A 20,587-nucleotide genomic window follows, 5' to 3' on the forward strand; every position below is an offset into this window, starting at 1 on the left:
TTTATTCTGATTTATGATTAACCTACTGAACCTTCTAATGAAATTTCTAATAATTTTTGTGCTTCTACAGCAAATTCCATTGGCAACTTATTTAAAACATCTTTACTGAAACCGTTAACGATTAATGCAATCGCCTTTTCGGTTGGAATGCCTCTTTGATTGCAATAGAAAACTTGGTCTTCTCCAATTTTGGATGTCGTGGCTTCGTGTTCAATTATAGCAGATGAATTTTTACTTTCGATATAAGGGAATGTGTGAGCGCCACAATTATTGCCCATCAGCAACGAATCACATTGAGAAAAATTGCGAGCATTATCAGCATTGGCACTAATTCGAACCAAACCACGGTAACTATTTTGTGATTTTCCAGCAGAAATTCCTTTGGAAATAATCGTTGACTTAGTATTTTTACCCAAATGAACCATTTTTGTTCCCGTATCAGCTTGTTGGAAATTATTGGTAACAGCTATTGAATAAAATTCTCCTATTGAATTATCACCTTTTAAAACCACCGATGGATATTTCCATGTAATTGCCGAACCAGTTTCCACTTGTGTCCAGGAAATTTTTGCGTTTTTTTCGCAAATTCCTCTCTTAGTTACAAAATTATAAACACCACCTTTTCCTTCTTTATTTCCCGGATACCAGTTTTGAACGGTTGAATATTTTATTTCGGCATTATCTAATGCTATTAATTCTACAACAGCTGCGTGCAATTGATTTTCGTCACGACTTGGTGCGGTACAACCTTCAAGATAAGAAACATAACTGCCTTCATCAGCAATTAAAAGCGTTCTTTCAAATTGTCCGGTTCCAGCTTGATTAATCCTAAAATAAGTGGATAATTCCATTGGACATTTAACGCCTTTTGGAATGTAACAAAAACTGCCATCCGAGAAAACAGCCGAATTTAATGCGGCATAAAAATTATCTCTTTGTGGCACTACAGTTCCTAAATATTTCTGAACCAATTCTGGATATTCGCGAATAGCTTCAGAAATACTCATGAAAATGATGCCTTTTTCAGCTAAAGTTTTCTTGAAAGTAGTTGCCACCGAAACCGAATCGACTACAATATCCATTGCAACATTGTTCAATTTCTTTTGCTCGTCGATAGAAATTCCTAACTTTTTGTACATATCTAAAAGTTCAGGATCAACATCGTCTAGAGTTTTATTAGGATCCGCTTTTTTGGGAGCTGAGTAATACGAAATAGCTTGAAAATCAGGTTTTTCATAATGCACATTTGCCCATTCTGGTTCTACCATTTCTTGCCAAGCTCGAAACGATTCAATACGCCAATCAGTCATCCATTGTGGCTCTTCTTTTTTCAAAGAAATAGCACGGACGATATCTTCGTTTAGTCCAATTGGAAAAGTTTCAGAGTCTAAATCGGTGTAAAAACCATATTCATATTCCTTATTTTCTAATTCGACTTTTAAGTCTTCTTCTGTATATTTTGACATATATTTTATCTAAAGTGAAAATGATTCTCCACATCCACAAGTCCTGCTTGCGTTTGGATTATTGAAAACAAATCCTTTTCCGTTTAATCCTCCGGAAAATTCTAGAATAGTTCCGGCTAAGTATAAAAATGATTTTTTTTCAACGGCTATTTTTACATGATTATCTTCAAAAACTTTGTCGTTTTCATGTAATTCTTTGTCAAATTTTAATTCATATGACAAACCCGAACAACCTCCACTTTTTACACCCACGCGAACGTAATCTTTGGAAGCGTCAAAACCGTCATCTTTCATCATGTCGATGATTTTTTTGCTTGCTGTATCAGATACTTTGATCATAGCTTATTTTGATTTTGTCTAAATAAAGGGCAAATATAACTAATAATCTGCTTTTCTCTGCAAACTGTAACATTTTTATAACTAATTCAGAGATAGAAAAAATTGATTTTGAGACACTCAAAACAAACATAATTAGTATTTTGCACCGATTTTAAAACGTTAATAGTAATGAAACTTTATTCTATAGAATCGGGGAATTTTAAATTGGATGGTGGCGCTATGTTTGGTGTTGTTCCTAAAACTATTTGGAACAAAACCAATCCGGCAGATGAAAATAATTTAATTGATATTGCGGCACGATGTATGCTTATTGAAAACGGAAATCGATTAATTTTAATTGACACCGGAATGGGCAACAAACAATCCGAAAAATTCTTTAGTTATTATTCGCTTTGGGGAAATGACTCTTTGGATAAATCCTTGACTAAACATGGTTTTCATCGAGACGATATAACCGATGTTTTTATGACCCATTTGCATTTTGATCATTGTGGTGGAAGCGTAAATTGGAATGCTGACAAAACAGGATATGAAGTTGCGTTTAAAAACGCCAAGTTTTGGACTAATGACAATCATTGGGAATGGGCAACAAAACCCAATGCCCGTGAAAAAGCATCTTTTCTTTCAGAAAATATTTTACCAATGCAAGAAAGCGGACAATTAAATTTTGTTCAAAGACCCGATGGAGATTTTGGGTTTTCTAAAGAATTAGATTTTGATATTTTTTATGTAGATGGTCACACCGAAAAAATGATGATTCCGCATATCAAATACCAAGATAAAACGATTGTGTTTTGTGCTGATTTAATTCCAACAGCTGGTCATTTGCCTTTGCCCTATGTTATGGGTTATGACACAAGACCACTTTTAACGATGCCTGAAAAATCTAAATTTCTTACCGCAGCAGCCGAAAACAATTACTATTTATGGTTAGAGCATGATGCACACAATGAAATCATTACCGTCGAAAAAACAGAAAAAGGCATCAGAGTAAAAGAAGTTTATAAAACCAATGATATACTAATGTAATGTTAATCGTTTTTGGAATTTTACAAAAGAATTTACTTTTACTTGCTTAAATAATATTTGTTATGAAAACAAAGTTGAAATTTTTGATTTTTTTATTGCCATTATTGAGTTTTGGACAAGAAGCTCAAACACTTTACACAAAAAAAGCACCACTTACAGAACAAGAACTAAAACGCTGGAGTCATCTTGATTTAGAAAAAGATACAATTCCAGGAATGAGTGTTGATAAAGCCTACGCTGAACTTTTAAAAAATAAAAAAGGAGCTAAAGTCATTGTTGCCGTAATTGACTCTGGAGTTGACATTGATCATCCCGATTTAAAAGGCACTATTTGGACAAATCCAAAAGAAATTCCTAATAACAAAAAGGATGATGATAAAAACGGGTATGTTGACGACATTCATGGCTGGAATTTTCTAGGTGACTCTTACAATGAAACACTTGAAATGACAAGAATTTTGAAAAAAGGCGATGATGGTTCAGAAGTGTATAAAAAAGCATTGGCTGATTTTAAAAAAGAGCAAAAGAAAATGATGAGCTATAAAGAATCGATTGATTTTTTATATGAAGCCGATAAAGCGATACGCGAGGAATTAAAAAAAGATGATTATACACTTGAGGAATTAAACAATGTGTCTTCAGTAAAATACAAGCTGTATCAAAGCAAAACGGTTATGCTTGCTTTTGCTGCTGATGCAGGAACAAACTTTAGAGAAGAATTAATTTCAGCAAAAAATCAAGTTTATGATAAGCTCAATTATAACCTTAACACCGAATTTGACGGACGAAAAATTGTAGGCGATAATCCAGATAATTTTGATGATAAAAAATATGGAAACAATAAAGTATTTGGGCCAAATAAAGAAGAAACTGAACATGGCACACATGTAGCAGGAATTATTGCTCAGCAAAGAAACAATAAAATAGGTGGTGATGGTGTGGCGCAAAATGTGCAGATAATGGTTCTTCGCGCAGTACCAAATGGCGATGAATATGACAAAGATATTGCACTAGCCATTCGGTATGCGGCAGACAATGGTGCAAAAATCATTAATGGAAGTTTTGGTAAAGATTTTTCTCCTCATGCCGAATGGGTTTGGGATGCTATAAAATATGCCGAAAGTAAAGACGTTTTATTTGTTCATGCCGCAGGAAATGACGGAAAAGATGTGGATATTGAAGAGAATTTTCCAACTGATACGAAAGACAAAAAAACAGAATTTGTTACCAACTTTCTGCAAATCGGTGCGTTGAACTATGAGTATGGTGAAAAAATCATCGCTGATTTCTCTAATTATGGTTCAAAAAACGTAGACATTTATGCGCCAGGAGTGAAAATATATGCAACACTTCCCAACAACAAATTCAAATATCTTGAAGGAACATCAATGGCATCTCCAAATGCTGCTGGTGTGGCAGCATTAATCCGTTCTTATTATCCAAATTTAAAAGCTCACCAAGTAAAAGAAATTATAATGCAATCTGGAACTCCAATAGATATGGTGGTAAAAGTTGGAGAAGAGGCTGAAAAAAGAAATTTTTCTGAAGCATCAGTTTCAGGCAAAATGGTTAATGCCTACAATGCATTAAAAATGGCAGAAGAAGTATCAAAAAATCAAAAAAAATAAACATAATTAATACAAATGAAAAAAATACTTCTTTTTGGTTTTTTGTTTGCAATGCTTTTTTGTAAAGCACAATCAAAAGACTACTGGCAACAACATGTTGACTATAAAATGGATGTAACCATGGATGTTAAATCCTATCAATACAAAGGAAAACAAGAGTTGTTGTACATAAATAATTCACCAGACACCTTAAAAAGAGTTTTTTATCATTTATACAATAATGCTTTTCAACCGGGAAGCGAAATGGATTTCAGAAATCAAAATATTGCTGATCCTGACCCAAGAATGGTCGACAAAATTAAAACTACTGACGGAAAAGAAGTTAATGAAAGTCGCATTTCAAAATTATTGCCTAATGAAATTGGCTATTTAAAAATATCAAATTTTAAACAAGATGGAGTTTCCGCTACAGCAAAAGAAGTAGGAACAATTTTGGAGGTTGATTTAGCAAAACCTATTTTACCAGGAAAATCCACTTTATTTACCTTAGACTTTGATGGACAAGTTCCGCTCCAAATTCGCCGTTCGGGCAGGAATAATAGCGAAGGTGTTGCACTTTCTATGGCGCAATGGTATCCAAAAATAGCCGAATTTGATTTTGAAGGTTGGCATGCTGATCATTATTTAGGAAGAGAATTTTATGGTGTTTGGGGCAATTTTGATGTAAAAATTACCATCGATAAAAATTATATTTTAGGCGGATCAGGCTATTTACAAAACCCAAACGAAATTGGCTACAACTATCAAGAAACTGGAGTAGAAGTCACTATTCCCAAAAAACAAAAAACGTTGACTTGGCATTTTTATGCACCAAACGTACATGATTTTACTTGGGCTGCAGACAAAGATTACATCCATGATAAATATCCTGCCGAAAATGGTGTGACACTTCATTTTTTATACAAAAACAATCCAGAGATTATTGATGTCTGGAAAAAAGCACAACCCAAAACCGCTGAATTAATGCAGTTTTTTAATAAAACTATCGGAAATTATCCCTACAAACAATATTCTGTAATTCAAGGTGGCGATGGTGGAATGGAATATGCCATGTGTACTTTAGTTTTAGGTGAAGGGAAATTAAATGGTTTTGTGGGTTTAATTGCTCATGAAATGGGACATTCTTGGTTTCAACACGTGTTGGCTTCCAACGAAAGTAAAAATCCGTGGATGGATGAAGGATTTGTTTCTTATTTAGAAGATTTGGGCGTAAATGCAATTGCTGAGAAAAAACAAGAAAATCCATTTTTAGGTGCTTATGTTAGTTACATCAATATGGCCAATTCTGGAAAAGAACAACCACTTTCTACACAAGGTGATCGTTTTGACCTCAACAAGTTATATAGCGTTTCATCCTACAGCAAAGGAGAATTGTTTCTTACCCAATTAATTTATTTGATAGGAAAAGAAAATTTGGAAAAAACAATGAAGCGTTATTACAAAGAATTTCAATTCAAACACCCAACGCCAAATGATATTAAAAGAACCGCTGAACGAGTTTCGGGAGCAAATCTTGATTGGTATTTAACAGATTGGACACAAACTACAAATACGATTGATTATAGCGTTAAAAAAGTAGCCGAAAAAGACAATACAACTTCAATTTCATTAGAAAGAGTTGGAAGAATGCCAATGCCAATGGATGTTTTAGTAGAATATACAGACGGAACAAAAGAGAGTTATTATATTCCGCTGCGGATGATGAATTTTCAAAAAACAAATCCAACGCCCGAAATAAAAAGAACTGTTTTGAATGATTGGGCTTGGGCAATGCCTAACTATGAGTTTAGTATTCTAAAACCGCTTACTTCCATCAAAAAAATCACTTTAGATTCAAGTGATTTAATGGCTGATGTGAAAAGAGAAAATAATGTGTTTGTAAACTCCAAATCATAAAGTGTCCAAATTTTTAATTCCTCTGTTTTGGAATAGAATTTGTAGTTTTACCACAATAAAAAAAATTAACAAAATGAAAGCTATTCAACTTCTTATCGTTTACCTTTTTTTGAATTTTGGAAGTGTTGCTTTGGCACAACCTATTCGTTTTCAAGCAAGCAGTGTAAGTTTTACAGACAAAAAAGATAATGGTCAATGGAACGAATGGTCTGATTTTGCTGATGCTAAAGTATTGATAACCGTTGATGCTAAGAAAGATTTAATTACAATTAATTCCTCTGAGGTACAGTCATTCAAAATCAAAGCTTATGGTGAAATTACAGATAATGATGAGGTAAATATTGTACCGTTTGAATGTGTTGACAATAAGTTTTCAAAGTGTAATATCTTAATCATTACGAAGAAAAAGGAAAATAATAGAGTGCAGTTTTACATCACTTACAATGAAGTGAAATTTGTTTACAATATCTACTCAAAATAACAATGGATTTTTCCTATCCAGTAGCCGAAAAAATTAAAAGTAAAAAAATTATTGATTTGTTATTTTCTGAAGGCAAATCAGTGAGTAAATATCCATTGCGATTAGTATATGTTGCTCATGATTTTGAAGAAAATGTGCCTTTAAAAATGGGAGTTTCAGTTTCCAAAAAACATTTTAAAAAAGCCGTTGACCGCAATTATTTTAAACGCGTTTTGAGAGAGTGTTACCGATTGAATAAGTCATTGTTGACAAACCATTTGGAAAAAAAATATTGTATTATGTTTTTCTATCAAACGAGCGAAAAACTATCCTATCAGGAAATTGAAGAAAAAACAAAACTGCTTTTCGAAAAATTTAGAAAAGCAATAAAAGAAGAAAAAAGTATTTCCTAAAAATGAACCGAAATTCATTTATAGTAATTGAATTTATTAGTTAACTTGTTTAAAAATAAAACTATGTTCTCCAGCATTAAAAAAAAATATTTCATTCCTGCCATTTTGAGTGTATTTCTCTTTGTGGGCGTAAGTTTTAAAGACGATTTTTTCGAAATTTCTAAACAAATAGAAATTTTTACGACACTTTTTAAAACTATCAATCAAAACTATGTTGACGAAACCAATCCGGCAGAATTGATGGACAAAGCCATTAAAAGTATGTTGGCGGATTTAGATCCTTACACCAACTATTTTAACGAACAAGATGTTATAAAATTCAAAATCAATAACACAGGAGAATACACAGGAATAGGAGCGGTTATTACCCGAAAAGAAGACAAACTCATCATCAAAGAACCTTATAAAGGATTTCCTGCTGACAAAGCCGGATTAAAAGCCGGTGACGAAATCACTCAAATAGGTGATGTTTTGCTTTCTGATTTTAAAGACGATGCTTCTCAATTATTGAAAGGCGTAAAAAACACTAAAATCGAAATCAAATACTTGCGTCAAGGAAAACCAATGACAACCCAATTAATTTTGGATGAAGTAGAAGTAAAAGCAGTTCCTTTCTTCGGAAAAGTAGACGATAAAACAGGTTATATCGTTTTATCTCAATTCACCCAAAAAGCCTCATCACAAACCAAAGAAGCGTTAGAAAAACTTAAAGCTGATGGCGCAACACAAATAATTCTTGACTTGAGAGGAAATCCTGGTGGACTGTTGAATGAAGCGGTAAACATTTGTAATTTATTTGTTCCAAAAGGAGAAATCATTGTAACTACAAAATCTAAAAACGAAAAATACAACAACATTTATAAAACCAATCGAGAGCCAATTGATACAGCAATTCCGTTGGTCATCATTGTTGATGGCAAAAGTGCTTCTGCCTCCGAAATTGTTTCTGGAGCATTACAGGATTTAGACCGCGCTGTCATTTTAGGAAGTCGAAGTTTTGGAAAAGGATTGGTGCAACGTCCTATTGATATGACCTACGGAACTCAAGTAAAAGTGACAATTTCTAGATATTACACGCCTTCTGGAAGATGTATTCAAGCTTTGAATTACAACAAAAAAGATAAAAACGGAAAAGCCACTAAGACGGAAGAGAAAAACTATAACGCATTCAAAACCAAAAAAGGAAGACCTGTATTTGATGGTGGTGGTGTGTTGCCCGATGTTGAAATGGAAGAAACCAAAACAAGTTTAATTGCTGATGCTTTGCAAAAAAACGATGGAATTTTTAATTATGTAACCTACTATTATTACAAAAATCCAACTCTAGGTGATAAAATCCCAACGATAACTGATGCTGATTTTGCTGATTTCAAAGCGTTCCTAAAACGTGAAAAAACAGACATTAATACAGAAACAGAAATTGCGCTAAAAAATACTTTGGAAAAAGCTAAAAAGGAAAATATTGATACCGCAATAAAAACAGAATACGAACAACTTTTGGCTGCTTTGCAAAGAAGTGAATCCACTATGATTGATAAAAATCAAAAGGAAATTAAAAACTTATTATTGGATGAGATTATCAAGCGTTACCAATATAAAGAAGGGTTGTATCAATATTATGTAAAAAACAATTTAGAAATCAAAAAAGCAATTGGCGTTTTAAATAACACGGCAGAATACAACAAGATTTTAAAAATTTAAGATGAAATTACTAAAATATTTACCGCTTCTCTTTTTTGGTTTTCTTCAAGCTCAGGAAGAAGTAGTACACTCGGTTTACTTTGAATTTGATAAATATACCTTAAATGAAAAACAAGGAAATGAAGTAGTTGATTTTATCCGAAAAACCGATTCAACAAGAATAGAATCTATTCAGATTTTTGGGTATACTGATGATGTGGGAAAAGAAGCGTATAACTTCAAACTTTCAACCAATCGTGCCACAACCATTCAAAATAAAATCATTGCAAGCGGAATAAAAAGTAAAATCATTGTAACCATTGAGGGAAAAGGTAGAATTCTTATAGACGATGATATTGTAGAAAACCTGCCTGAGAAACGTTCAAAAAACCGTCGCGTTGATGTAGTAATCAACCTTAGACCATTACCCAAAATTGTAATTCCTGGGTTTTATAACACCATTCAAAAAAATCATATTGTAGGCGATCACGTCTATTTAGACAATGTTTTGTTTGAAAGAGGAAGTAGTAAGCTAACTTTTAAATCCAAAACAGAGCTGGATAAAATTGCCAAACTTTTGATGAAATACAAAAATTATAATTTTGAAATCCAAGGGCATGTGTGTTGTACGCCACCATACCAAAAAGAAGCCATTGATAAAGAGACCAAAAAAAGACAACTCTCAACCAATAGGGCAGAAACGGTGTATAAATATTTACTATTTAAAAAAATACCTAAAACCAGAATGACTTTCAAAGGATATGGCAACACGGTTCCGCTGGGAAAAGGGGCAGAATATGACAGAAGAGTGGAAATTGTGATTTCAAAAGTGTAATTATCCCTTCTTCATCTCAATATGCGGAATATCATCTTCAAGATACATCTCACTCGTTTGAACAAATCCGTGACTTTCGTAGAATTTTTTTAAATACAATTGTGCAGAAATCGTGATTTTTGTTGCCTCAAAATGAGTTTCTATCACCTGAATAGCTTCTCTCATTAGAATATGACCAAGTTTCATCGCTCTTGAAGTTTCTTTGACAATTACTCTTCCTATTGACGCTTGTTCAAAATAATCATTGGGTTTAAAAAGCCGAGCATAAGCCACAATTTTGCCATTATCTTCCCCTATCAAGTGCAAAGCTTTTTGATCTTTGCCATCAATGTCCTGATAAACGCAATTTTGCTCCACCACAAAGACTTCACTTCGCAGTTGAAGCAAATTATAAAGCTCTTGTGTAGAAAGTGCTTCAAAACGCTTTATTTTCCATTCTAGATTCATTTAGTTGGCTTTTTTATAAATTGAATGGATTTAATAATTGATTCTAATTCAAACATTAAATCGCGCTTTTCTTTTGATGGTGCATAACAAAACCCTTCGAGCACCAATACTCTATTATTTTCTTTGTCAAAAATAGCGTAGTTAATAAAAGGTCCTGACATAAAATCGTTTTTCATTTGCCAGGTGCCTTTTGTTTCAAATGTTTTTTTTCCGGCAAGAGTTGTTTCTAAAAAGTAAGGAGAATACGCTTCTTCAGTAACCATTTGTGTTCCTCTGTCTGAACCGTGAATGTAAAGTTTCCCTATAGAATCTCTTGTTCTCACAATGTCGTTAACCGCATTATTAGCGTGAATACTTTTTAAAGGGATTTGATAGAGTAATAAACTGGTATTACCGCTAATAATTTCGCTTTTGAGCCAAATGAAATTTCGTCTTCGCATGACGTATTCATATTTGGAAGGAATCAAAACATTGATGTTAAATTTTTTTTGAATTTTTTGGATATCCAAAAGAGAATCCTTGAAAATTTCTTGATTTTGAGTAATTTCTGTAGCTCTCATTTTTTGAATAATACTAGAGCTGTTTTTCTCTAAAATTTGCAGGATTTCAAAAGCTGTTTTCCCCGAAATATGAAACGCATTTTGAGGAGTTGTAAATTCATTCTCTTTAATTTCAAATTTGTTTTCGGTATCTTTTTTGACAATAATAATATTTCGTGTGTCGGTTGAGAATCCTTCAAAAAGTTTCACTGGATATTGATTGATGGTAAACAACGGCTCTTCTTGTGGTAGTCCTAAAACGGGTGAAGCAAATTTATTTCTAATACTATCGCCAACTTCTCCTTTCCAAAGTTGATCATCGATAATCACCGCAATAGTATTTATTGTTGCGACAGAATCTCCTGGTAACTTGTCTTTTTTAAAAGAACAAGAACCTAAAAAACCAGCGAGAAAAAGCCATAAAAAAAGGGTTTTATTCATAATAGAAATAAAACCCAAATTTATATAAGATTTTCGGATTAACCGCTAATTTTTAATTTCATCCCTGGTTTTAAACTTTCGTTTTTTATACCATTCCATTTTTTAATATCAGAAATAGAAACACCTGGATATTTTTTGGCAATGCTAAATAATGAATCTCCTTTTTTAACGTAATACAATTTAACTTCATCTCTTTCGCTTGAAGCTACTGTATTTTTAGAAGATTTTGTTTCGTTTACCGCCACTTCTGATTTAGAAACAATTAATGTTGCACCAAGTTTAACATTATTGTCTTCTAGTTCATTCCAGTCTTTTAGTTCTGCAACCGATACATTGTATTTATGAGCAATACTTCCAAGATTGTCGCCTTTTTTAACTTTATATTCTACAATTTTAGTTTCTTTTGGCTCTTCTTCTTTAACATTTTCTGTAGTATTGGCTAAAGCTAATTTCGAACCTTGTTGCACATTTAAATCGTCAAGATTATTCCATTTTTTTAAGTCTTCCAAACTAACATTGAATTTTTTAGCAATTGAAAAAAGGTTGTCTCCTTTTTGAACTTCATAGACAGTTGCATGGTTTTGATTTTCATCAGTATTTGTATCGTTAGATGCAAGAGCTGTTTGTGGTTTAGTATCCAATGTTGTTTTGTCTGTTTTCACTTCTTTTCTAACAGTAGTAACCACTCTTTCGTTTTTAATGATTTTTAAATTTGCGCCTAATGCAATATTACTTCCTTTGAGGTGATTCCATTTTTTAACTTCAGCAACTGAAACGCCATATTTATCTGCTACTTCACCAAGATTATCTCCTTTTTTTACTTTGTGATATTTTACAACATCTTTATAAGTAACTACTTTTTCCTCTTTAAATACCTTGTTAGTATTTGATGCCAAAGCTGATGTTTCTTTCACAGCAGTGGTATCTGATTTGGTTTGGATTTTATCGTTTGATGCAATAGATTCATCTGAAGTATAAATTTTTAAACTTCTTCCCAATGGTGCTTTGTTGCTTCGCAAATGATTCCACTTCTTTAATTCTGACATCGTAATGCCATATCGACTTGAAATTTTACTCAAACTTTCACCTCTTCTTACTTTGTGATATTTAACATTGGAAGAATTACTAGATTCTGAAGCATTGTTTGAAGCATATGCACTTGAATATGGCTTTTCTCTTAAACTATCTTCATAGTTAGCGTAAGCATAAATTCTTTCTTCGTTTGAAGTAAACAAAGCAATTTTATCCAATGGTAATTTCAGAAAATAATCATTTCCAGTAATGTGTGGAATAACTTCTCTCTTATAGGAAGGATTCAAAAACTGTAATTCAGCCACAGAAACATCTAATAAATCTGAAATTTGTTTAAACGTTAAAGCTCTTTTTACTAAAACTGTGTCGGTAGCAAAATGATTTGCCACGGCTTTATTTGGAACAATTCCGTGTTCCTTGTGGTATTCAAAAATATACATTGTGGCTAAAAATGCAGGAAGATATCCTTGGGTTTCTTTATGCAAATAAGGTCTAATGTTCCAATAGTTTTGTTTTCCTCCTGATCGGCGAATGGCTTTTGCCACATTTCCTGGACCAGTATTATAAGAAGCCAATACTAAATCCCAATCGCCAAAAATACTATACATGTTTTTCATGTATTGTGTGGCAGCTTTACTCGCTTTTAATGGATCACTTCTTTCGTCAACATAAGTGTCAACTTTTAAATCGTATTGCTTTCCTGTTTGATACATAAATTGCCACAAACCTGTTGCGCCAACTCTTGAAACAGCTCTTGGATTTAGAGCAGACTCAACTACCGCTAAATATTTTATTTCCAAAGGAATGTTTTGTGCCGCTAGTGCTTCTTCAAAAATGGGGAAATAAAACTGAGAAATTCCCATTAATCTTTCAAATCCTTTTTTTCTGTATTTTAAGAATGACTTAATAACATTTTCTAAACCAACGTTGTACTCAATATTGAAAGGTGATTTTTCGTCTAGTTTCTTCAACCGTTCTTTCAACAATTCTGTAGGCAATTCATAATCTACTTTTTCGTCAACATTAATATTTTTAATGTCAAGTGCCAATTCATCATACAAATCTAAGCTAGCCAATTCTTTCATCCACATGCTATCAATGCAAGTGGCAATATTATCATGAACAAAAGTGCCTTTGATAGAATCGAGTACTTCTTTCTTAGTTTGTGGTTTTTTAAACGGAGTAATACTTAAATCATCCTGAGCAAAAATTGCTGTGGATGCAAGAAGTAGAGCCAACGTTGTTATTTTTTTTATAGTCATAACTTTATTTTTATAAAGTATTATTTTTCAATACTGTGTTTTATTAATAACATGTTATTAATAACGCAAATTGTTGTTTTTTATTGTGTTGCTTTTATTTAATCCAAAATAGCTGCTATTCCTGGTAACACTCTTCCTTCTAACATTTCTAACATAGCACCGCCGCCTGTGGAAACGTAACTCATCTTATCTTCGAGTCCAAATTGTTTCACTGCAGCTACAGAATCGCCACCACCAACTAAAGAAAAAGCGCCATTTGCTGTAGATTCTGCAATATAATTTCCTAAAGCAATAGTTCCTTTGGCAAATGATTCCATTTCAAAAACACCCAATGGACCATTCCAAAGAATTGTTTTTGAATTCATTATTACATCTCTGAAGTTTTCTAATGATTTTGGTCCTGCGTCTAAACCTTGCCATCCATCAGGAATTTCACGAACATCTACTATTTGAGTTTCAGCATCATTTGAAAATGCATTTGCTGCAACAACATCAACCGGAATGTGAATATGAACATTTTTTTCTTTGGCCAAATGCAAAATTTGCAATGCCAATTCTTGCTTATCGTCTTCACAAATTGAATTCCCAATTTTTCCACCCAATGCTTTTATAAAAGTAAATGTCATTCCGCCACCAATAATCATATGATCTACTTTATCCAAAATATTTTCGATAACAGTAATTTTTGAAGATACTTTTGAACCTCCAAGAACTGCTGTTACTGGTTTTACGGAATTCTTTAAAACACGATTTAAACTTTCGATTTCTTTGGCTAAAAGCATTCCAAAACATTTGTGATTTGGAAAAAACTGAGCAATAATAGTTGTCGAAGCATGTGCTCTGTGTGCTGTTCCAAAAGCATCATTCACATAAATATCACCTAGAGAAGCTAATTCTTTTGCAAAACCTTCATCGCCAGCTTCTTCTTCTTTATAAAAACGAAGATTTTCTAATAACAATACTTCTCCTTGTTTGAGGTTTTTTGCAGCATTCGTAGCTACTTCGCCTCTACAATCTGATGCAAAAAGAACCTCAACACCTAATACTTCCGAAACTTTTGCCACAATATGTCGTAACGAAAATTGATCTTCTTTTCCTTTTGGTCTGCCAAGATGAGACATCAAAATTACACTTCCGCCATCTGCCAAGATTTTATCTATAGTTGGCTTTGCCGCTTCAATTCTATTAGCATCAGTTACATTAAAATCTTCATCCAAAGGAACGTTGAAATCAACTCTGATTATAGCTTTTTTGGCATTGAAATTAAAATCTTGAAGGGTTTTCATCTAGTAAAAAAATTGTTTTAGTAATTGCAAATATAATAAATTTTAATTTCATCGGTGTTTTTTGTGCTTTTATCGATGTTTATTTAAGTTAAATTTAAGATGTAATTATTTTGAAATCAAATTCTTGCCGATTTTATTGGTTGCTTTTTGCTTCATTGAAAATCTATTCGAAATGGATTTTATACTGTAGAAAGTGGATTTTTAACTTATATTTGCTTTATGCAGTTTTCAGAAATTTTAGGGCAAGAGTACATCAAAAATCATTTAACAAAAAGCGCGTTATCGGGCAGAATTCCGCATGCACAATTGTTTGTTGGACCAGAAGGTTGTGGCACTTTAGCAATGGCTATTGCTTATGCACAATTTGTTTTGTGTAACAATGTAGCGAACGAAAATGCTGGAGGAAATGATTCTTGTAATTTGAAATTTCAATCTTTGACACATCCCGATTTGCATTTTGTGTATCCAAATGTGACCAATGAAGATATAAAATCAAAACCCAAAAGCGCTGATTTTATTACAGATTGGAGAGCATTTGTATTGCAAAATCCTTATGGTAGTTTGTTTGATTGGTACAAACATCTTGGTGTGCAGAACAAACAAGGGGAAATTCGGGTGGAAGATGCACAAGATATTTTGAAATCTTTGGCGTTGAAATCTTATGAAGGCGGTTATAAAATTATGATAGTTTGGATGGCAGATAAAATGAACATTGCCGCTTCCAATAAATTGCTAAAATTGTTAGAAGAACCGCCAGAAAAAACACTTTTTATTTTAATTTCAGAAAACGAAGAAGATATTATTCAAACCATTCGTTCTCGTTGTCAAGTTTTACATTTCGGTGCTTTGCCAGAAGCTATTATAGCAAAAACATTGAGAGAAAAATATTTTTTAGATGCCACTTCGGCGTCAAAAGTAGCGCATCAGGCACAAGGAAATTACAACAAAGCACTTCATATTTTGAATAATGACACTGATGATTTGCCTTTTGAAAAATGGTTTGTAGATTGGGTTCGGGCTGCTTTTAGAGCCAAAGGAAATGCAGCTGCTATCCAGGATTTGATTTCGTGGAGTGAAGAAATTGCCTCTTTGGGTAGAGAAGGACAAAAACAATTTTTAAATTATTGCATCGTGATGTTTCGTCAAGCTTTATTGCTCAATTACGAAACCAAAAACCTAGTTTATTTAGAACCAACTGTTGAAAAATTTAGTTTAGAAAAATTTGCCCCGTTTGTAAACGGAAATAATATAAATGCTATTTTTAACGAACTTTCAGATGCTATTTATCATATTGAAAGAAACGGAAATGCAAAAATAATTTTAACCGATTTATCTATAAAACTAACTCGTTTAATCCACAAAAATTAACACTTATGAATAACACTGCTTCCATTTTAGTTTTAATTTTTTTAGCTGTTACGTTTATACAATCAGCTTATGATAAAGTTTTTGCGTGGCAAGGAAATGTTGATTGGCTCAAAAGTCACTTCGCTCAAACTATTTTGAAAAAAAATGTACCGTTTGCCTTGTTTATCATTTTAATTTTAGAACTAATAACCGGTGTTTTAACACTCGTAGGTTGTGTAGAATTATTTGTAAACGGTGGAAAAACATTCGGCTTTTATGGCGCGGTTTTTTCAAGTATTACTTTGATTTTCTTATTGTTAGGACAACGGTTAGCAAAGGATTATGATGGCGCAAGAACAATTGCCATCTATTTCGTTCCTTCAATTTTAGCGGTTTGGTGGTTGAGTTAATTACAAACTCGCCTTAAACATTTTCAATTCGTCCCAAGTGAATTTATCGCCATATTGTTCCTTCAAGCCGTTGAGTGTTTCTTCTTTATAGCCTTTAAAAGCTTGGGCTAATTCCTGAATTTTATCTTCTGGCAATACATCTGTAATAGCAATAGTTTCAGTTTCAATTAACTTGGCTAAATGTCCGCCAATAGTTTGCGGGGTTAGTTTTCTTATAGCTGCAATTTCTTTTATTGAGTTTTTTTGTAACCACAATTCGTATGTTTCTTGAACTGTTGTTTTTTTCAGTGTTGTTACAGAAGAATCGGTCTTACTTTTTTTACTCTTTTTTGAATATCGTTCTAAGTTAACTTCATCTTCAACCAAGGTAATGTTTACCTTCCTAAATTCCTCACGAATAATTTCTAGTTTATTGATTTTGTAGTACTTAATTTCGTCTGAAGTTAATTTTTCTTTAGAAATTGTTTCTCCATTTGCAATGGTTTGAACGAGCAACTTAGCTTTCATCAATCGCAAAACAGCTTTGATTTGTAATTCTTCCAAAACTAGTAATTCGTCATTGAATGCTTTTGCTTTTTTCATTCGAATTACTTCTTCCAATTTCCAAAGGATTTCATAAACTAAAGCATCTAGTGGTTTTAAAAAATAATTGTACGCTGCTTGAACTCTTTCCGAAACGAAGTTAAAATCAACTTCCTCTTCACTGAAAAGTTTATTTAATTGTGCCACAAATTTTCTGGATGGTTCTAATAGATTTTCAATGGTTTCCGTTTGGTTTTTTGCCCAAGTTGAGTATTTTGATTTTGCGGATAGTTCTGAATTTTCGTTGTAACTGTATTGATGATTACGCCATTCTTGCGCTAAATCTGTCCAATCAAAAGTAGTGTTCAAATAATTATGAATAAAGTTTTTGGTTTCTTGTTTCAATGAATTTTCTAAAAGTGCTTCAGTAGCTTTGTTTTCTGCATATTCCATCACATCTTGATCACTAGAAATACCATTCATTTGCAACGGAGAAAGCAAAACCAAGCCGTTTAATGAGCGTAAACGCGAAAGTGCAACGTAGGCTTGTCCTGGAAGAAAAACTTGCGAAACATCGAGCGCCGCTTTGTCAAAGGTTAATCCTTGACTTTTATGAACGGTTATTGCCCAAGCTAATTTTATGGGATAATGACTAAATGTTCCCAAAACTTCTTCTTCTATCTCTTTGGTGTTTTCATTTACGGTGTAACGAATGTTTTCCCATTCGTAGCGTTCAACTTCGATGGTTTTATTTTCTTCGGGAAAATGAACTAGAATTTCTTCCTCGGAAAGCGATTTAATAATTCCCATTTTTCCGTTGAAATAATTCTTATCAAAAGACAAATCGTTTTTGATAAACATGACTTGCGCCCCAACTTTTAATTCTAATTTTTCGTCTAACGGATAAATTTTATCAGGAAAATCGTCTACTACTAATGCTTTGTAGACTTTGGTTTTTCCTTCTAAATCGGATAATGATTGTGAATTTATGGTATCCGCTTTAGCATTATGTGTAGTCAAAGTGATATACCCTTTGTTGGCTTTCAAATCAAAATTTGGTTGCACAAATTGATTGAGAATTTGAATATCGCTTTGAGAAATTTGATTGTTTCTTAAATTATTTAAAACCGCTATAAACTGTTCATCTGTTTGACGGAAAATCTTTGACAATTCAATATATAACGGTGGATTGTATTGAATTACATGCGAATGAAAAAAGAATTTTCCTTTGTAATAATTTCGCAAAGTTCGCCATTCTTCATCACGGATTATAGGTGGCAATTGCAATAAATCTCCAATAAAAAGTACTTGAACACCACCAAAAGGATATTTTTTTTTACGAACTGATTGCAACATAAAATCAATAGCGTCCATTAAATCAGCACGCAGCATACTCACTTCATCAATGATGAGCAATTCCATATTTTGAATAACTGCTTTCTTTAATCCGCTCATCCTGAAATGCCTACGCAAAGTGGCACGGGTTTCAAACTTAGAGTTTTCTGTAAATTGAGGTGTAGAATTATCAGGGATAAATCCGCCAAAAGGCAACTGAAACATGGAGTGAATCGTTACGCCACCAGCATTTAATGCCGCAATTCCTGTTGGCGCCACCACTACAGTATTTTTGTGAGTGGATTTTATAATTTCTTTGAGAAGAGTGGTTTTTCCTGTTCCCGCTTTTCCAGTTAGAAAAATGGATCGGTTGGTTTGATTGATAAATTGCAGTACATAATTAGCTTCTGTTGATAAATTTTCCATGGCGTATATTTTATAAAACAAATATAAAACATTGTTAATCAATCCCGAAATTTGATACCATAAAAAAACGCCATCCATTAGATAGCGTTTAATTTTATATTTTTTGAAGAAGGTTATTTTTTCTTTTCTTCTTTTTTTGTTTCAGTATTTTCCTCTTTTTTACCAGCGGCTTTATACTTGTCGTTTACAATTTTTATAATGTCCTTAGTTAAATCATAACTGTCTTTTGCATACAAAACAGATTGTGCATCACCTGTTCCATAGATGTAATCATACCCTTTTTCTTTACCATAATCTTTGATTATTTTTTTATATGCTTTAACTAACGTGTCCATTTCAGTTCCGCTTTCTTCTTGTAACTGTCTTAACATAGCTTGTTGCGCATAACTCAATTGTTGCTCTCTTTGTTGTAATTCAGCACCTTTTTGTTGCGCCCAAGCTTGACCGTTTGCCATGGCATTTTGCTTAAAGCTTGCTGCTTCTGCTTTGAAACGAGCAACTTCAGCCTCTAACTGGTTTCCCATTACTTTAGATTTGTCTTTATACTTGGCTTCAATATCTTTAGCTTCTGTTGACTCTTCCATTAATTTAGAAGTATCAATATAAGCCGTTTTAAATTCTTTTGTCTCTGTGGTTTTGTTGCATGAAATAATAGAAATTGCCAATGCAAAAAGGAAAATTGTTTTTTTGATCATGATTTGATAAATTTAATTTCGGTGTCAAAAGTATAAAAATAAAATTCAATAATCTAAAGTTGAATTTTTATGTTTTTATGACATAGGTTATTCTTATGGTTTGTGGTTTTATGATATTTTTTAATTATTGATTTTGGCTTTAAATAAAGCCTTTTAAAGGCATTTCTATTTTTGGAAAAGCAAATTATTTTCTTTGCTTATTTTATTTAAAAATAATGCGTTAAAACGATTTTTACTGGTTTTTTATAATGTAAATGTGTGAAGAATACTCATTTGTTTGCTTTCCGCTAAAATTTGATTTCAATCCCACAAAAAATGCCCTTATAAAATTCATTTTTCCAGATTTATATTTTTCAGAAAGCAAACTCACATAAAAACTATCAAATTTCATTGGAAGTACTTCTGTCAATTTCATTCCCTTTTCGGAAAACAACTTTTCAATGGCTGTTTTTGAGAAATGCCAAATGTGTCTCGGTACATCGTAAGCAGCCCAAAATTTACCATAATAATTGGCATCGAAAGATTTAAAATTAGGAACAGCAATAATAATAGTTCCTGTTGGTTTGAGCAATCTTTTTAATTCAACTATATATTCATCAAGATTAGGAACGTGTTCCAATACATGCCACATTGTAATCACATCAAAAGAATTGTTTTCTAACGAGGATAAACTTTCTGCAAATTTAACTCCTTTGTTAAGTGCAATTCCTTTTGCTTTTTCACTTGGTTCAATTCCTATTGTATCCCAACCGTCATTTTTTGAAACCACTAAAAAATCTCCTGTTCCAGCTCCAATGTCTAAAATTTTTCCTTTTTGAGATTGTGCATTGATTAATTTTAGTTTATTTTTCAGTGCAATTCCTTTTATTAATTGATAGGCTCTTTCAAACAAAGAACGCTTTCCATCAGTATGAGAAATATAATCGTCGCTTTCATAATAGCTTGGTAATTTTTCCAAACTTGGCTTTGGAAATGTTATCAATATATCATATTCAGGATTGTGATGCAATTCAAAAATTTCTTTTGAAACGGAATAATCTCTAACTTTTTGAAAAAAAATATTGTTTTGAAAACTCATAAACTCTTTATTTATAGTGCT

18 protein-coding genes are annotated in these 20,587 nt (G+C 32.7%); 9 read left to right on the forward strand and 9 right to left on the reverse strand.

Annotated features, from left to right (window positions below):
- Nucleotides 1-17: 17 nt before the first annotated feature.
- Together sufB and ACSVH2_RS02105 are read right to left on the reverse strand one after the other, a co-directional pair.
- Nucleotides 18-1,466 carry a Fe-S cluster assembly protein SufB gene (gene sufB, locus ACSVH2_RS02100; RefSeq protein ID WP_438091508.1) on the reverse strand — a complete coding sequence of 483 codons (1,449 nt, stop codon included), beginning with the start codon at nt 1,464-1,466 and terminating at the stop codon, nt 18-20.
- A gap of 9 nt (nt 1,467-1,475) precedes the next feature.
- A complete protein-coding gene (locus ACSVH2_RS02105; RefSeq protein ID WP_438091509.1) occupies nt 1,476-1,805 on the reverse strand; it encodes a HesB/IscA family protein in 330 nt (109 codons plus the stop codon).
- Between the two features lie 168 nt (nt 1,806-1,973).
- Between ACSVH2_RS02105 and ACSVH2_RS02110 the strand changes: the two genes are divergently transcribed.
- The 7 genes from ACSVH2_RS02110 (at nt 1,974) to ACSVH2_RS02140 (ending at nt 9,746) form a co-directional block, all read left to right on the forward strand.
- Nucleotides 1,974-2,834, forward strand: a complete 861-nt coding sequence (locus ACSVH2_RS02110) for an MBL fold metallo-hydrolase (protein ID WP_438091510.1) — start codon at nt 1,974-1,976, stop codon at nt 2,832-2,834.
- A gap of 62 nt (nt 2,835-2,896) precedes the next feature.
- Nucleotides 2,897-4,462: a S8 family peptidase gene (locus ACSVH2_RS02115; protein WP_438091511.1), complete on the forward strand. Its 1,566-nt coding sequence runs from the start codon at nt 2,897-2,899 to the stop codon at nt 4,460-4,462.
- 15 nt (nt 4,463-4,477) lie between these two features.
- On the forward strand, nt 4,478-6,358 hold the full coding sequence (locus ACSVH2_RS02120) for a M1 family metallopeptidase (RefSeq protein WP_438091512.1): 1,881 nt from the start codon (nt 4,478-4,480) through the stop codon (nt 6,356-6,358).
- Nucleotides 6,359-6,431: 73 nt separating this feature from the next.
- Nucleotides 6,432-6,839 carry a hypothetical protein gene (locus ACSVH2_RS02125; RefSeq protein ID WP_438091513.1) on the forward strand — a complete coding sequence of 136 codons (408 nt, stop codon included), beginning with the start codon at nt 6,432-6,434 and terminating at the stop codon, nt 6,837-6,839.
- A 2-nt stretch (nt 6,840-6,841) separates the two neighbouring features.
- Entirely contained in the window at nt 6,842-7,231 is a 390-nt protein-coding gene (gene rnpA / locus ACSVH2_RS02130) for a ribonuclease P protein component (RefSeq protein ID WP_438091514.1), read from the forward strand.
- A 63-nt stretch (nt 7,232-7,294) separates the two neighbouring features.
- Complete coding sequence (locus ACSVH2_RS02135) at nt 7,295-8,932, forward strand: S41 family peptidase (protein WP_438091515.1); 1,638 nt, start codon at nt 7,295-7,297, stop codon at nt 8,930-8,932.
- Between the two features lies 1 nt (nt 8,933).
- A complete protein-coding gene (locus tag ACSVH2_RS02140) occupies nt 8,934-9,746 on the forward strand; it encodes an OmpA family protein (protein WP_438091516.1) in 813 nt (270 codons plus the stop codon).
- Here the strand turns inward: ACSVH2_RS02140 and ACSVH2_RS02145 are convergent, their stop codons facing one another.
- From ACSVH2_RS02145 to ACSVH2_RS02160, 4 genes are all read right to left on the reverse strand, one after another.
- A complete protein-coding gene (locus ACSVH2_RS02145; protein ID WP_438091517.1) occupies nt 9,747-10,193 on the reverse strand; it encodes a GNAT family N-acetyltransferase in 447 nt (148 codons plus the stop codon).
- A complete protein-coding gene (locus ACSVH2_RS02150) occupies nt 10,190-11,173 on the reverse strand; it encodes a DUF4837 family protein (RefSeq protein WP_438091518.1) in 984 nt (327 codons plus the stop codon). Before ACSVH2_RS02150 ends, ACSVH2_RS02145 begins: the two co-directional genes overlap by 4 nt.
- 38 nt (nt 11,174-11,211) lie before the next feature.
- The gene (locus ACSVH2_RS02155; protein ID WP_438091519.1) at nt 11,212-13,467 is read right to left on the reverse strand and encodes a LysM peptidoglycan-binding domain-containing protein; all 2,256 of its coding nucleotides are present in this window, start codon (nt 13,465-13,467) and stop codon (nt 11,212-11,214) included.
- Nucleotides 13,468-13,565: 98 nt separating this feature from the next.
- Nucleotides 13,566-14,753: a phosphoglycerate kinase gene (locus ACSVH2_RS02160; RefSeq protein ID WP_438091520.1), complete on the reverse strand. Its 1,188-nt coding sequence runs from the start codon at nt 14,751-14,753 to the stop codon at nt 13,566-13,568.
- Between the two features lie 219 nt (nt 14,754-14,972).
- Here ACSVH2_RS02160 and ACSVH2_RS02165 point away from each other — a divergent pair, with 219 nt between their 5' ends.
- Together ACSVH2_RS02165 and ACSVH2_RS02170 are read left to right on the forward strand one after the other, a co-directional pair.
- A complete protein-coding gene (locus ACSVH2_RS02165; protein ID WP_438091521.1) occupies nt 14,973-16,121 on the forward strand; it encodes an ATP-binding protein in 1,149 nt (382 codons plus the stop codon).
- A 5-nt stretch (nt 16,122-16,126) separates the two neighbouring features.
- Nucleotides 16,127-16,510, forward strand: a complete 384-nt coding sequence (locus tag ACSVH2_RS02170) for a DoxX family protein (protein ID WP_438091522.1) — start codon at nt 16,127-16,129, stop codon at nt 16,508-16,510.
- Here the strand turns inward: ACSVH2_RS02170 and ACSVH2_RS02175 are convergent, their stop codons facing one another.
- The 3 genes from ACSVH2_RS02175 to ACSVH2_RS02185 form a co-directional block, all read right to left on the reverse strand.
- On the reverse strand, nt 16,511-18,793 hold the full coding sequence (locus ACSVH2_RS02175; RefSeq protein ID WP_438092247.1) for a helix-turn-helix domain-containing protein: 2,283 nt from the start codon (nt 18,791-18,793) through the stop codon (nt 16,511-16,513).
- A 113-nt stretch (nt 18,794-18,906) separates the two neighbouring features.
- Nucleotides 18,907-19,488 carry an OmpH family outer membrane protein gene (locus ACSVH2_RS02180; RefSeq protein WP_438091523.1) on the reverse strand — a complete coding sequence of 194 codons (582 nt, stop codon included), beginning with the start codon at nt 19,486-19,488 and terminating at the stop codon, nt 18,907-18,909.
- Between the two features lie 232 nt (nt 19,489-19,720).
- Nucleotides 19,721-20,566 carry a class I SAM-dependent methyltransferase gene (locus tag ACSVH2_RS02185; protein WP_438091524.1) on the reverse strand — a complete coding sequence of 282 codons (846 nt, stop codon included), beginning with the start codon at nt 20,564-20,566 and terminating at the stop codon, nt 19,721-19,723.
- Between the last annotated feature and the right edge of the window lie 21 nt (nt 20,567-20,587).

The sequence above is a fragment of the Flavobacterium sp. RSB2_4_14 genome (assembly GCF_051547085.1).
GTDB lineage: Bacteria > Bacteroidota > Bacteroidia > Flavobacteriales > Flavobacteriaceae > Flavobacterium.

Excerpts from the sequence above, each read along its gene's own strand:
- sufB (WP_438091508.1), bottom strand. The coding sequence starts at position 1,466 with ATGTCAAAATATACAGAAGAAGACTTAAAAGTCGAATTAGAAAATAAG.
- ACSVH2_RS02105 (WP_438091509.1), bottom strand. The coding sequence starts at position 1,805 with ATGATCAAAGTATCTGATACAGCAAGCAAAAAAATCATCGACATGATG.
- ACSVH2_RS02110 (WP_438091510.1), top strand. The coding sequence starts at position 1,974 with ATGAAACTTTATTCTATAGAATCGGGGAATTTTAAATTGGATGGTGGC.
- ACSVH2_RS02115 (WP_438091511.1), top strand. The coding sequence starts at position 2,897 with ATGAAAACAAAGTTGAAATTTTTGATTTTTTTATTGCCATTATTGAGT.
- ACSVH2_RS02120 (WP_438091512.1), top strand. The coding sequence starts at position 4,478 with ATGAAAAAAATACTTCTTTTTGGTTTTTTGTTTGCAATGCTTTTTTGT.
- ACSVH2_RS02125 (WP_438091513.1), top strand. The coding sequence starts at position 6,432 with ATGAAAGCTATTCAACTTCTTATCGTTTACCTTTTTTTGAATTTTGGA.
- rnpA (WP_438091514.1), top strand. The coding sequence starts at position 6,842 with ATGGATTTTTCCTATCCAGTAGCCGAAAAAATTAAAAGTAAAAAAATT.
- ACSVH2_RS02135 (WP_438091515.1), top strand. The coding sequence starts at position 7,295 with ATGTTCTCCAGCATTAAAAAAAAATATTTCATTCCTGCCATTTTGAGT.
- ACSVH2_RS02140 (WP_438091516.1), top strand. The coding sequence starts at position 8,934 with ATGAAATTACTAAAATATTTACCGCTTCTCTTTTTTGGTTTTCTTCAA.
- ACSVH2_RS02145 (WP_438091517.1), bottom strand. The coding sequence starts at position 10,193 with ATGAATCTAGAATGGAAAATAAAGCGTTTTGAAGCACTTTCTACACAA.
- ACSVH2_RS02150 (WP_438091518.1), bottom strand. The coding sequence starts at position 11,173 with ATGAATAAAACCCTTTTTTTATGGCTTTTTCTCGCTGGTTTTTTAGGT.
- ACSVH2_RS02155 (WP_438091519.1), bottom strand. The coding sequence starts at position 13,467 with ATGACTATAAAAAAAATAACAACGTTGGCTCTACTTCTTGCATCCACA.
- ACSVH2_RS02160 (WP_438091520.1), bottom strand. The coding sequence starts at position 14,753 with ATGAAAACCCTTCAAGATTTTAATTTCAATGCCAAAAAAGCTATAATC.
- ACSVH2_RS02165 (WP_438091521.1), top strand. The coding sequence starts at position 14,973 with ATGCAGTTTTCAGAAATTTTAGGGCAAGAGTACATCAAAAATCATTTA.
- ACSVH2_RS02170 (WP_438091522.1), top strand. The coding sequence starts at position 16,127 with ATGAATAACACTGCTTCCATTTTAGTTTTAATTTTTTTAGCTGTTACG.
- ACSVH2_RS02175 (WP_438092247.1), bottom strand. The coding sequence starts at position 18,793 with ATGGAAAATTTATCAACAGAAGCTAATTATGTACTGCAATTTATCAAT.
- ACSVH2_RS02180 (WP_438091523.1), bottom strand. The coding sequence starts at position 19,488 with ATGATCAAAAAAACAATTTTCCTTTTTGCATTGGCAATTTCTATTATT.
- ACSVH2_RS02185 (WP_438091524.1), bottom strand. The coding sequence starts at position 20,566 with ATGAGTTTTCAAAACAATATTTTTTTTCAAAAAGTTAGAGATTATTCC.